Here is a 12,445-nt window from a genome sequence, read left to right as displayed (position 1 = left end):
ATCATAGCCAGGCGGCTGCGCCGTCTTGCCACGTCGCGTCTAGATCGAATGGGCGCGAATACGGTGGGTGATCTTTCGTGCGTTTCAAGTCGCGGTCTAAGATTAGCCGCATGCGCCGGGCTACGGCGATGAGTCTGCTTTTTTTCATTTTTTCAATGGGCTTGTTTTATGAGAGTATTTACCTTCTCGATCGCAGTTTGCGTCCGCCCTTTATGGCGATGGCGACAGGGCTTGCCCGCCAGATGGCGACACAGGCGATCAATGACGCGCTGACAAAGCGGATTGCCGAAGATGCGCAATACGCGAAACTGGTCATTTATGAAAAGGATCAGGCTGGACGGGTGACGAGCGCCCACTTCAATTTTGCGGAAGTTGCGCGTATTGAAAGCCTCACAACGCTGCGTGTGCAGCATGTCCTCGCAGGCCTTGAGGAGCGCACGATCTACGTGCCGGCGCTCCAGGCGGTCGGCAGCGCGATTCTTGCCACGCTCGGACCGTCGATTCCCATTCGCATTGTTCCGCTCGGTTCGGCGCAAAGTGAGGTCGAGCCGGTCGTTCAGTCTGCCGGGATCAACCAAACTGTGCATATTCTCTATCTGCATATCATGGCGCAAGTCAGTGTCGTCGTTCCGTTTGTGACGCAGCCAATCAAAGTGGACACGAAGATTCCGATTGCTTATGTCGTCTTTATCGGCAGCGTCCCGACGACGACAATTGCGGGAAGTCCATACCCGATTGTCCCGCCCAAATAAGGGGGCGTTTGCGACTGCACGCTGATGAGGGAGCTTTTTTGAACAGAAAGGGACTGCTAGGATGAAAATTGGCTATCTAGGACCTGTCGGCACGTATTCCCACCGCGCAGCGACGTGGCTTGCCGACGCGTATGGGCTACACGCGGCCATGCTGACGCCCTATCCGTCCATTCTCGACCTTCTTGACGGCCTCGATCAACATGAGATTTACGCGGCGATCGCGCCGCTTGAAAATTCGATTGAAGGCTCAGTCCTTGTGACGCTTGATCGCTTGCGTCTTTGCTTGATGACCATCAGGGCAGAGCTTACGATTCCCATTCGCCACAGTGTTTTCATTCTGCCAGACGCAAAGCAAAGTGAGATCCGCGTTGTGCGCTCACATCCTCAGGCGCTTGCGCAGTGCAGAAATACACTGCGCCGTCTGTTTCCGGCGGCTCGTCACGAAGATGCGGACAGCACGGCCGGGGCCCTGCACAGTATAGTGAAGGAGGGCGATCGCACGCTTGCAGCTGTCGGCAGTTTTGAGGCGGGGCGCGATCTTCCGCTCGTGCGCATCGTCGAAGACGCGCAGGATCATCCGTACAATGAGACGCGTTTTGCCCTCCTGACACGGCGGGCGACGGGGAATTCAGAGGATGCGTTTGCTTCTTTTAAGATGATCAAGCGCATACCCGAGTACCAGAAAACATCCATCCTGCTTGAATTGGGCGATGATCATCCAGGTGCACTTTTTGAAGTTCTGCGCATTTTGGCGCGCGATTCCATCAACCTTTCAAAACTCGAATCGCGACCCTCGCGACGCGGGCTTGGCAGCTATCACTTTTTCCTTGATTTGTTGCTCCAGAGCGACTCGGGTGAAGTGGAACAGGCGCTCGCAGAAATCGCGACACTCACTGGGTTTGTTCTCCACACAATCGGGAGCTATCCGTGTTTTCGCGAAGATGCAGATGAGACAGTTTCTCAGAAATAGCACATTGAATCGTCGTGATTTGACAGATTTCGTCGAAAACGATAAGATGACTCGTAGTACCCAAATCCAAGTATAGAGAACTGTTGCGCCTTTTGGCTGTGTCAACTCCCCCCACACACTGCCAAGAGGCAAGACAGTTCTCTTTATTTTGTCTTCAGACATTTAGCGACACTTGAATCGCGCGCAGTGATCCTCGAACCACCGAAGAAAAGTGCCTATTTTCCTGTCATTCTGCCCATCCGCGCATATAGTGCAAATGACTACAGAACGAGGAGGCCATTGCATGAGAACGTACACCGTTCAAAGCGGTGATTCGATGTGGAAAATTGCAAATCGATTTGGAATCAGTCTTGACGCGTTGATTGCAGCGAATCCTCAAGTGCAAAATCCAGATCAGATTCAAGTTGGGCAGGTTCTGACGTTGCCAGGGACAGCTGGCATGGGCTCTTCTGCACCAGAAACACCCGTCGGACACGGTGGATACCCGCTTGGCGGTACGCCTGTGCAAAATGTAACGCCAAGTGTCTCTGTGTCGCACGTTGGCGGCTCGACCTATGTGGTTAAACCTGGTGATACGATGTGGAAGATTGCCAACGCTGTGGGGGTTCCGCTTAACAGCCTGATTGCAGCAAATCCGCAAGTTGCAGATCCCAACATGATCATGCCAGGACAAACGCTGATCGTCCCAGGTGGCACCAGCGGCCCGGTCGGACCGATGTCTTCCAAACAGTCGCTGCTCAGCATGAAAGAAAAGATGACGATGCCAAAGGTTCAGGCGACGCAACCGATCGCTCCGCCAGTGCAAACGCCACCGTTTCAACTGCCGCCGATTCACATCGACACCAATGTGCAGGTGCAAAAAACACAGATCAATCCGACACCTCCGCCTGCGCCAAAAATGAAGCCGGCGCCTCCGAGTGTGGCGAAGTACTATGTGCATGAAGAAATCGTCAAACAAGAGATTGAGCGCGAGCCGATTGGGGAGCAAGTCATTTGCTGGGATCCAACGAATCCGCCGCCGATCGGGCCTGTGTTTGAGGGTCCAGTCATGCCGATTCACCCGATGAGTACGCCTTTTGTGACACCGCCCACGATGTATGGCCCTGTCTCAAAGTCGTTCAAGATGCGCGAGAGCAGTTCCATGTTTATGAATGACTCGTCTTGGTTCAGGGATTCCTCGCACATGTAGAGAAGCCAGTGCAGTTCGCTTGATACTTCGCATCTGACAGTGGCGTGGCGCTTACGCGCCACCACCTGCGGGAAAAATGATCGGCTGCGCCGTGATTTCGGGATCGACACGCGCTGTCGATGTCTCAAGAGGGGTGAACAGGGTGAGGGCACAGCTTTCGGATGAGGCACTTCTTTGTCTTGAGGATGCGTATGATCTGCGCATTCGCGCCGTCGTTCCGATGCGTTCTGTCGCAGGTATTCTGACGGATCGCGGCCGACTCATCGTAAAGCGCTATACGCCGGAGCGGGATGTGCCGCTTTCGCGCCTGGAGGCGCTCGCCAGTGTGCGCAGACAGTTGGCGCAAGCAGGCCTTGTTCCTCCCTATCTTGAGACGGTGTCCGGAGAGTCGCTGGTGTGGCTCGCCGGACACCCGACCACCGTGGAGCCGTGGCTGCGCGGCCGCCAGTCTGATTTTTCGATACGCGAACATCGACGCAGCGCGGCGGTAGCCGTGGCGCGTCTGCATAGTGCGCGCATCCACATCCCGGGGGAGCTTCGGCTTGCACCGTCCCTCTTGCAAAAACTCTCCCATCGCTTAAAACAGGCGTCATCACAGGTTGAAAAACGCGGTTTGCCGGGAATGACCGGAGAAACGTGGGTGACGCTTAAAAAGCAGGCAGAAAAACAGTTGCGCGCACTTACAGCGTCTGGAGTCGCACACCAGCTTGAGCGAGATCGCGACGAGGATACTCTCTGTCACCGTGATCTTGCGCCGCACAATCTCCTTATTGAAGAAGGAGGCGCTACGGCGCTGATCGATTTTGACTTGGCGGGACTTGACTCGCCACTCTATGATTTGCATCAGATGATTGGACACATGAGTTACAGCGGCGTCTCGTTTGAGCACGCTTATGACGACGTGCTTGACGCTTATACGATGATACGTCCACTGACAGATGGGCAAGTGGATGCGCTGTGGCGCCTCCGGGGGTTTCCGATGCTTACGCTGCGCGAATTAGGGGAAGGCCCCAAACGGCTGTCAAGTGCCCAGTGGGCGCGTCTGGCGCGCCGCATCGCGTATGCTTTGAAAACGGAGCAGCGCATGCTGAGCGATGAACGCAGGCAAACCGCCGATGGAGCCAAAAAGATGCTATACTGCTACCATAAACGTTGATTGGACGCCATTTTGGGATTTTTGCACCGCCAGAGAGGAAGTTGCAAACGTGTTGCGAGTGGGGATGGCGCAGATGACACCGCGCCTCGGAGATCTTGATCAGAATCTGGAAAAGCACCTTGACATGATCCAGGTAGCGCGCGCGCAGGGCGCCTCGGTTGTCGTTTTTCCCGAACTCGGGTTGACCGGTTATGCGCTGCGTGATCTTACGCTTGCTGTCGCGATGCGTGTCGACGATCCGCGTATTTCTCGGTTGATTCGTGAGAGTACAGATCTTGACTTGGTGTTTAGCTTTATTGAAGAGAGTGACGACCACCGCTTTTACATCACATCCATTTACGCGTCAAAGGGACAAGCACTCCACCGCCACCGAAAACTCTACCCACCTACGTACGGGCTGTTTGAAGAACAGCGGCATGTGGCGCGCGGTGAGACGCTTACGTCTTTTCAGACTGCCTACGGCACGACGGGTCTTCTCATTTGTGAAGACGCGTGGCATCCGTCGTCGCTCTACACGCTGTCGCTGACAGGGACGGGTGTCATCTATGTGATTGCCGCAGGTCCCGGGCGCGCGCTAAGCGGCTCCGCAGATTCGTCATCGCAGCAGTTTTGGCAGCGGATGATCCGGACGCACGCGCAGCTTTTTACGACGTTTATCGTTTTTGTAAACCGCACGGGGTTTGAGGATGGACTGCACTTTTTTGGGCATTCGTTTGTGGCGGGACCGGATGGAGAGATTCTCTTTGAAGTTAAGGATGACAAAGAAGGCTTGCATCTCGCCGACTTGAATGAAGCGCAGTTGCGCAGTGTGCGCTATCGCTCACCGTTTTTGCGCGATGAGGACCCAGAGAGCGCCTTGCGGCGGATGAAACAGGCACTGCGCGCGGGGAGGGAAAACGGATGAACGCTGACCTTCACCCTCACGTTTTGCAGACGCTTGCCCGCTTGCGCGAGAGTGTGCGCGCGGCCGCTCCAATTCTCGTCGACTTTTTGCGCGATGAAGTTGAAAAGACAGGGTTTCGCGATGTCGTCTTCGGATTGTCTGGTGGCATTGACTCAGCGCTTGTCGCGTATCTTGCGGTACAGGCGTTCGGTGCAGAGCGCGTTCATCCTGTGATCATGCCTTATCGGTTGAGCAGCCCGGCGAGTTTGCGCGATGCGCAGGCGATCATTTCTGAGTTGGGCTTAAAGGCGGATTTGGTCGAGATTACACCGCAGATCGACGCCTATTTTTCGCGCGATCCGTCTGCGAGTCTGTTGCGACGTGGAAACAAGATGGCGCGAGAACGCATGTCGATTCTTTTTGATCACGCTGCAGTCTATCGCGCGCTCGTACTTGGAACGAGCAACAAAACGGAACTGCTGCTTGGCTATGGCACACAGTTTGGGGATCTCGGTTCTGCTGTAAACCCCATCGGTGATCTCTATAAATCGCAGGTGCGTGCGCTTGCGATGCAATTGGGTGTGCCTGACGCCATTTTGCGCAAAGCGCCGTCGGCCGATTTGTGGGAAGAGCAGACGGATGAGAATGAACTGGGGTTTACGTATGATGAGGCGGATGCGCTTTTGCACGAATGGGTTGACCGCTGGCAGACGCGCGCAGAGATTGAGGGGCTCGGGTTTGCTCCGGAGTTGATTGAAGCGGTGATGCGGCGGGTTCGCCTCAATCACTATAAACGCGTGCCGCCCATCATCGCAAAACTCTCCAGCCGCACGATTGGCATCGATTTTCTCTATCCGCGCGACTGGGGCATGTAAGGAGACGTTTTATGGCTGGACACTCGAAATGGAAGAATATCGCGCATCGCAAAGGAAAGCAGGACGCTTCGCGCGGACAGCTTTTTACAAAGCTGTGCAGGGACATCTATGCGGCGGCAAAGCGCGGCGGCGCCAATCCAGATGTGAATTACACACTGAAGGTGGCGATTGAGAAGGCCAAAGAAAACAGCGTGCCAAGCGACACGATTGCGCGCACGCTCGCCAAGGCGACAGGAATGATTGACGGGATGCACCTCGAAACTTTTTTGTACGAGGGATATGGTCCAGGCGGTTTTGCGGTACTGCTTGAAATCTCATCAAGCAATCGCAATCGCACGGCTGCAGAAATCCGTCACCTCTTTTCAAAGCACGGTGGCAGTCTTGGCGAATCGGGCTGTGTCGCATGGTGTTTTCAGCGGCGAGGCGTCGTGCGGATTGCGCGCGACGAACTTTTGGGTGATGCGGATCCTACGCTTATCGCACTTGAGGTAGGCGCGGATGATATGCAGGAAGATGAGGATGAATGCGTGTTTTATACAGAGCCCGAGTCACTGTCGGAGCTTGAAAAAAACGTCGTCGCAAAAGGGTTGCAACCGTTGTCGGTAGAGGTTATGTACGTGCCGAACGTTTTGTCGAACGTCTCGGATGACGAGCAGGAGCGGGCGGCGACGCTGCTCACACTGCTTGAAGAACACGATGATGTGGATCACCTGTATACGAATGCCGTTTTTCCTGGTGCGTGATGAAAGCAAGCGCTGCAAACGGGAGACTGGAGGTGAAGCATGCGGATTTTAGGAATCGATCCGGGGTTTGGCCGCACGGGGTTTGGCGTGATCGATGTGGTGGGACATTCGTATCGAATGGTGGAGGCGGGGTGTATTGAGACATCGCCGAAAACGCCGATCGGAGAGCGTCTCGCTGCGATTTATGACGCGATAGTGACGCTGATCCACAAGCACGCGCCAGAAGAGTTTGCCGTAGAACAGCTATTTTTTGCGCGCAATGTGACGACGGCGCTGACGGCTGCAGAGGCGCGCGGTGTGGTGTTGCTCGCCGCGCAAAAAGCGGGGCTTCGTGTCGGCGAATACACGCCGCTTCAGGTGAAACAGGCGGTTTCGGGGTATGGGCGCGCCGACAAGAAGCAGGTGCAGGAGATGGTCAAGGTTCTTTTGTCACTGCGCGATATCATAAAGCCAGATGACGCGGCAGATGCGCTGGCAGTAGCGATTACGCATGCGCACTTTGCCGTTTATAACGAGAACATGGCGCGCGTTCAGGCGTCTGCACAGCAAGCCTCCACGCTCGTGCCGCAGACGAAGGCCACAAGGAGGAAATGGACATGATCGCACATCTCGTTGGCAGTGTCTCTGAGCGCGAGGCGGATGCGGTCATTCTTGATGTGGCAGGCGTTGGGTACCGCGTTTTTTTGCCGAAGCGCGATCTTGACGCGCTCTCTATGGATACGATGCAAAAATTATACACTGTCCATCACGTGCGGGAAGATGCGATGACTCTTTATGGTTTTGTGGCGCGAGCAGATCGGGAGCTTTTTTTGCGTCTGCAGACCGTGAGCGGGATTGGTCCGCGACTGGCCCTTCAGATGATGAGCCATATGGCAACAGACGAGATTGTTCAAGCGATCGTTTACGAACAGACAAAGGTGCTCACGGCGGCGCCGGGCGTCGGTGCGAAAGTGGCAGGGCGCATCGTGCTTGAACTAAAAGACAAGGTGAACGACTTGCTTGATGGAGCGCGCCGTGGACAAATACAGTCGGAGCGACGACTCGCGGCAGACGCCAGTCATTCGAGCGTATACGCCGAGTTGAGCGCGGCGCTCTCGGCGCTTGGCTACGCAGAGCGCGAAATTGAACGCGTGCTCGCACAATACATCAATGCGTGGGGAGATTTGTCTTTGCAAGACGCGCTAAAGGCGGCACTCAGAGTACTCAGTGAGCGAGGTGCGCGATGAACGAGCGGATTGTGGCGGGAGAAATGCTTCAGGAGGACGCGCGGGAAGAGACGCTTCGTCCGCGCTTTTTGCGCGAGTACATCGGGCAGGATGCGGTCAAAGAAAACCTGCGCATCTACATTGACGCTGCACGCAAGCGCAAAGAGTCGCTTGATCATGTGCTTTTTTACGGTCCCCCTGGCCTTGGGAAAACATCCCTCGCACACATCATCGCCAATGAGCTGGGGGTCAACATCCGCGTGACGTCAGGTCCTGCCATTGAGCGCGCGGGCGATTTGGCGGCGCTTGTGACAAGTCTTCAGGAGGGCGATGTATTATTTGTCGATGAGATCCATCGCCTGCCGCGCACAGTTGAAGAGGTGCTCTATCCGGCGATGGAAGACTTCGCGGTGGATGTCATGCTTGGCAAAGGGCCAAGCGCGCGGGCATTGCGGCTGGATCTGCCGTCATTCACCATGATTGGTGCGACGACGCGCGCCGGGCTTTTGTCAGCGCCCCTGCGTGATCGCTTTGGCGTGGTGCTCAATCTCCGCTACTTCCCGGTGGAAGATCTGTCACGCATTGTGCTTCGCGCGGCGGCAATCCTTTGTGTCGAGATCGATACAAAAGGCGCTCATGAAATCGCGCGACGCTCGCGCGGTACACCGCGCATTGCGAACCGTTTGCTGCGGCGTGTGCGCGACTTTGCGCAAGTGATCGGAGACGGGCGGATCGATCAAGAGCTTGCGGTGGAGGCGCTAACGCGGATGAAGGTTGACGCGTTTGGGCTTGACGAGTTGGATCATCGCATCTTGCTGTGCCTGATCGATCGCTTTCACGGGGGGCCGGCCGGCCTTGAGACGCTGGCCGCCTCGATCGGGGAAGATGCCGGTACGCTTGAAGACGTTTATGAACCTTATCTTTTACAGTCTGGACTTCTCTCGCGCACAGCGCGCGGGCGTGAGGCGACGGCCGCCGCCTATGCTCATCTAGGTCGCGTGAAACCAGTCACTGAGGCGTGACAGATCACTTTGAACGACGGGAAACAGGCTACGGACAGAAAAAACGCCCGTTTCACGAACCATGCAAAAGGGGGTTCGATACGTGATCCGGATACCGTTTCGGAGAAATCCGACCGGTGATGCGACAAAGCTCCTGAGTCTGCTGGAAGATGCAAAAGCAGGTGATCGACTTGCGCGTGACGCACTCTTGCGGCAGTTTCAACCATTTGTCCTGCGCGTCGCAAAAGATGCGTGCGGACGAAAAATCGGCGAGTCGGATGAAGAATTTCAGATGGCCTTGCTCGCATTAAATGAAGCGATTGACGCCTATCGATCGGATCGGGGCAGTTTTGTCGCGTTTTCCGAAACGGTTATGAAGCGCCGCCTCATCGACTATTTTCGAGCGAGATCAAAGCAGCGCGAGATTCCATTTGCAGCGTTCGATGAGGTTGACGATGAGGGAGATGTGTACAATTCAGTTGAGAATGACACAGCGCTCATGCAACACGCAGTCGATGAGGAGACGCGAAACCGTGCGGAAGAGATTGCGCGATATACCGTAGAACTTCAACGCTTTGGCATTGATATGAATGAACTGGTAGATATTTGTCCGAAACATGATGATGCTCGACGAAACGCGGTGCACGCCGCGCGTATGGTTGCCAAAACGGAAGCGTTGCGCGCAATGTTTTTGGCGTCTGGGACACTTCCTTTAAAACAGTTAGAACCACTCGTTGATGTCAGTCGAAAGACGCTTGAGCGACAGAGACGCTACATTATTGCAGTCGCCGTTCTTTTGCTAGGGGATTATGAGATGTTGCAAAGTTTTGTGGGGGAGGAACTGAGATGAGGGCGTTTATCATGTCCTTCCCGGACGATGCGACAGCTGTGATCATGACTCCTGATGCGCGGTTTGAGAGAATTGCACGCACGCCATCCATGCAGATTGGCGAAAGAATTGACATCCCGGCGACGCTGATTGACGGAGCGATCACCCAGATGCGGGCTCGCAGGCGCTTGCGCAGGGGAACTGGCGCTTTTGGCGCTGTGGCGGCGTTTTTGCTCGTTGCCTTTCTCTCGCTCTCGCAACTGATGCCGGCGTTTGCGAAACCCACGGCGTACCTGTCGATTGATATCAACCCGAGTGTTCAATTTTCCGTATCCAACCAGAACATCGTGCTTGGTGTCGCGTCACTCGATGCAGACGGCGCGCACGCGTTGCGAGGCCTTCATCTCGTGCATTTGCCGATTAAAATTGCGGTAGAGCGCTATCTGAAGAAAATTTCTTCACTCGGTTATCTCCATGCGCTCAGTTCGGTGATCGTCACATCGACGGCAGGCAACCATGTGACAAGTACGCAACTGCAGAGCCTTTTGTCTCTGACGGATGCGTCGATCCGCTCGACGGTTGGAAAGCGGCAGGTGTTTGTCGCTTCCTTTATCGCATCTCCGTCACTCTGGCGTTTGGCGCAGCGCCTGCATGTTTCACCTGGGCGACTCGCTTTCTATGTTGAGGCGCGCAGGCGCGGCCTGCACGTCTCGTGGCGAGAAATTGAATCAGGCGCCCTCTCACCTGCTGTCGGAGGACAAAAGGTGGCCAATCGCATTGTACAGACGGTGAGCAGTGACAAGACACTGCCTCACGTTTTGAAGCTGGTGACCGCTCATCTCAAAAATGATGCAACAAAGAATACGCTTAAAGGTGAGGTTTTAGCTGCAGCGCCGCCACTGCCACCGCTGCCGCCACTCGAGAACCTGGAGCCGCAAAGTACCTCGCACAAATCGCGCGACACCCATACGGAGCATGCGCGTGGCAAAACGGCGGATGGGACAAAGCCTCCTTCTTCAGATCAGACAAAAACCCAGCCGTCATCAGACGCGGGATCCTTGCAGTCGCGACTCCCTGCACTATTGCCGCCGCTTCCTCCTGTGACGGATGGACATCGTCCGGGTGAGACGGAGAAGCATTTGCGCGGAGATGCCCGTGATAAGACCCATGGCAATTTAGATGGGAACCCGAACTCTCAAGAAAATAGAGGGGCACGGGGTGGTTCTGATTCACAAGGTTACAGCAAGACGGCGGATGGGCAATCTCCCATTCAGGGGGACGGCACTGCGCAGCGTGAGCAGGGTCTGACGCCTGGTCGCGTTGTTGTGAGCATTGCGCCGCACTTCATCGACTTGCCTAGCACGCATGCGCAGGAAGGTGACGGACGCACAAAGAGCAAGGACAGGCGGCAACCTGCGGGGGACGGTTCAGGAGCGGGGGAGGATCACTCGCCGGGCGTATCGATGACTTTCAGCGGGCAAGGTGGACTGTCGCTGCCGCCGCTGCCGCCGATTGGCCAGTCGTCAGGGGCGAGCGGGCAAGGCATACCACCTCTGACATCCTCGACAGACGGTTTTAGTGCCGCCGGGCAAGGAGACCAGCAGCACGCTTCACGGGAACAAAGAAAAAAACATCACCACCATGATACAGGCGGAGACGGTTGATCGCTGATCAACCGTCTTTTTGCTTCCCCGTGAACCTATGGTATAGTGCATGTGCAAGAGGCGGTGTGAATGTGAAGACGGAAGACTTTGATTATGAACTCCCCGCGCACCTGATTGCGCAAACCCCGCTAGAAAAACGGTCGGATTCTCGCCTGCTTGTTCTTAATCGGAAGGAACAAACCTTGGCGCATGCCCGTTTTTATGAATTGGGTAACTATCTTCGCGCGGGAGATTTACTTATTTTTAATGATTCACGTGTGATCCCCGCGCGCTTGTTTGGTGAAAAGGAAGGGACGGGCGGGGCCGTTGAACTTTTATTGCTGAGGCCGCTTCAAAATCCAGTGCATTTTGAAGCGCTGGTTAAACCTGGGCGGCGTATCAGATCAGGTCAACGCTTGCGCTTTGGCGGCGGGGCGCTCACAGGAACGGTCATTGGCGAAGGGCAGGATGGGGTACGCCACATCGCATTTGATACAGATGCAAAGATGTGGGATGCCCTTCTTGAAACACTCGGTGAGATGCCGCTTCCACCCTACATTCATGAACGCCTCGAAGATCGCACGCGTTATCAGACGGTTTACGCGCGGGAAAAGGGATCGGCGGCAGCACCCACGGCAGGACTTCACTTTACAGACGAGTTGCTTTCATCCCTTGCGGCGCAGGGAGTCGAGCGAGCGTTTGTCACACTACATGTAGGCCTTGGCACGTTTCGTCCCGTTCAAGTCGAGGATGTGGAGAAACACACGATGCACGCAGAGTGGTTTCGCATTCCTGCAGAAACAAAACAAGCGATCGAACGGGCGAAGGCAGAGGGGCGGCGCGTGATTTGCGTAGGAACGACGTCTGTGCGCACGATTGAATCTGCGTGGCGGAATTACGGGACTGTCGCTGAGGACGGATCAATCCAAGGCTTCACAGATATCTTCATCCATCCGAACGAGCCGTTGCGCGTCACAGAGGGCCTGATCACAAACTTTCATTTGCCGCAATCGACGCTTATGATGCTGGTCGCCGCGCTGATCGGTCGGGAGCGGCTGCTTGAGACGTACCGCATCGCAGTGGAGCATGAGTATCGCTTTTTTAGTTTTGGCGATGCGATGCTGATTTTGTAATGGTTTTGTTCAATAGGGATCTGGTACGTCTTGGGCAAGGGAAGGGAGAAACATTTTTTGTCAGCG

13 protein-coding genes are annotated in these 12,445 nt (G+C 55.4%); all 13 read left to right on the top strand.

Translation table 11 applies throughout. The annotated features are described in order from the left end of the window. The first annotated feature begins 77 nt into the window (after window positions 1-77). Window positions 78-752: a sporulation protein YunB gene (gene yunB / locus ATW55_RS14635; RefSeq protein ID WP_067719638.1), complete on the top strand. Its 675-nt coding sequence runs from the start codon at window positions 78-80 to the stop codon at window positions 750-752. A gap of 61 nt (window positions 753-813) precedes the next feature. After that, window positions 814-1,722, top strand: a complete 909-nt coding sequence (gene pheA / locus ATW55_RS14630; RefSeq protein WP_067719634.1) for a prephenate dehydratase — start codon at window positions 814-816, stop codon at window positions 1,720-1,722. A gap of 283 nt (window positions 1,723-2,005) precedes the next feature. Next, entirely contained in the window at window positions 2,006-2,911 is a 906-nt protein-coding gene (locus tag ATW55_RS14625; RefSeq protein WP_067719629.1) for a muramidase family protein, read from the top strand. A 142-nt stretch (window positions 2,912-3,053) separates the two neighbouring features. Then, entirely contained in the window at window positions 3,054-4,067 is a 1,014-nt protein-coding gene (locus ATW55_RS14620; RefSeq protein WP_067719626.1) for a phosphotransferase, read from the top strand. 49 nt (window positions 4,068-4,116) lie between these two features. Beyond that, a complete protein-coding gene (locus ATW55_RS14615) occupies window positions 4,117-4,971 on the top strand; it encodes a nitrilase-related carbon-nitrogen hydrolase (protein WP_067719622.1) in 855 nt (284 codons plus the stop codon). Next, entirely contained in the window at window positions 4,968-5,825 is an 858-nt protein-coding gene (locus tag ATW55_RS14610) for an NAD+ synthase (RefSeq protein ID WP_082685892.1), read from the top strand. The genes ATW55_RS14615 and ATW55_RS14610 overlap by 4 nt, the downstream gene beginning before the upstream one ends. Before the next feature lie 11 nt (window positions 5,826-5,836). Beyond that, window positions 5,837-6,568: a YebC/PmpR family DNA-binding transcriptional regulator gene (locus ATW55_RS14605; protein ID WP_067719620.1), complete on the top strand. Its 732-nt coding sequence runs from the start codon at window positions 5,837-5,839 to the stop codon at window positions 6,566-6,568. 39 nt (window positions 6,569-6,607) lie between these two features. Further along, window positions 6,608-7,168 (top strand): crossover junction endodeoxyribonuclease RuvC, encoded by a 561-nt coding sequence (gene ruvC / locus ATW55_RS14600; RefSeq protein WP_067719617.1) that lies wholly within the window; start codon window positions 6,608-6,610, stop codon window positions 7,166-7,168. Beyond that, a complete protein-coding gene (ruvA, locus tag ATW55_RS14595; protein ID WP_067719614.1) occupies window positions 7,165-7,794 on the top strand; it encodes a Holliday junction branch migration protein RuvA in 630 nt (209 codons plus the stop codon). Before ruvC ends, ruvA begins: the two co-directional genes overlap by 4 nt. Further along, window positions 7,791-8,795: a Holliday junction branch migration DNA helicase RuvB gene (gene ruvB, locus ATW55_RS14590; RefSeq protein WP_067719611.1), complete on the top strand. Its 1,005-nt coding sequence runs from the start codon at window positions 7,791-7,793 to the stop codon at window positions 8,793-8,795. The genes ruvA and ruvB overlap by 4 nt, the downstream gene beginning before the upstream one ends. Before the next feature lie 82 nt (window positions 8,796-8,877). After that, on the top strand, window positions 8,878-9,624 hold the full coding sequence (gene sigI, locus ATW55_RS14585) for an RNA polymerase sigma-I factor (RefSeq protein WP_201024998.1): 747 nt from the start codon (window positions 8,878-8,880) through the stop codon (window positions 9,622-9,624). Then, entirely contained in the window at window positions 9,621-11,267 is a 1,647-nt protein-coding gene (locus ATW55_RS14580) for an anti-sigma factor domain-containing protein (RefSeq protein ID WP_067719608.1), read from the top strand. Before sigI ends, ATW55_RS14580 begins: the two co-directional genes overlap by 4 nt. 71 nt (window positions 11,268-11,338) lie before the next feature. Further along, the gene (gene queA, locus ATW55_RS14575; protein WP_067719605.1) at window positions 11,339-12,379 is read left to right on the top strand and encodes a tRNA preQ1(34) S-adenosylmethionine ribosyltransferase-isomerase QueA; all 1,041 of its coding nucleotides are present in this window, start codon (window positions 11,339-11,341) and stop codon (window positions 12,377-12,379) included. Window positions 12,380-12,445: the final 66 nt, after the last annotated feature.

The organism is Ferroacidibacillus organovorans, from assembly GCF_001516615.1.
Lineage (GTDB): Bacteria > Bacillota > Bacilli > Alicyclobacillales > SLC66 > Ferroacidibacillus > Ferroacidibacillus ferrooxidans_B.
The sequence above is the reverse complement of the archived record's forward strand: the minus strand, read 5'-3'. Positions and strand labels throughout refer to the sequence as shown.

What these genes read in the sequence shown, in the direction of transcription:
- pheA (WP_067719634.1), top strand. Translation starts at nt 814, where the DNA reads ATGAAAATTGGCTATCTAGGACCTGTCGGCACGTATTCCCACCGCGCA.
- ATW55_RS14625 (WP_067719629.1), top strand. Translation starts at nt 2,006, where the DNA reads ATGAGAACGTACACCGTTCAAAGCGGTGATTCGATGTGGAAAATTGCA.
- ATW55_RS14610 (WP_082685892.1), top strand. Translation starts at nt 4,968, where the DNA reads ATGAACGCTGACCTTCACCCTCACGTTTTGCAGACGCTTGCCCGCTTG.
- ATW55_RS14605 (WP_067719620.1), top strand. Translation starts at nt 5,837, where the DNA reads ATGGCTGGACACTCGAAATGGAAGAATATCGCGCATCGCAAAGGAAAG.
- ruvC (WP_067719617.1), top strand. Translation starts at nt 6,608, where the DNA reads ATGCGGATTTTAGGAATCGATCCGGGGTTTGGCCGCACGGGGTTTGGC.
- ruvA (WP_067719614.1), top strand. Translation starts at nt 7,165, where the DNA reads ATGATCGCACATCTCGTTGGCAGTGTCTCTGAGCGCGAGGCGGATGCG.
- ruvB (WP_067719611.1), top strand. Translation starts at nt 7,791, where the DNA reads ATGAACGAGCGGATTGTGGCGGGAGAAATGCTTCAGGAGGACGCGCGG.
- ATW55_RS14580 (WP_067719608.1), top strand. Translation starts at nt 9,621, where the DNA reads ATGAGGGCGTTTATCATGTCCTTCCCGGACGATGCGACAGCTGTGATC.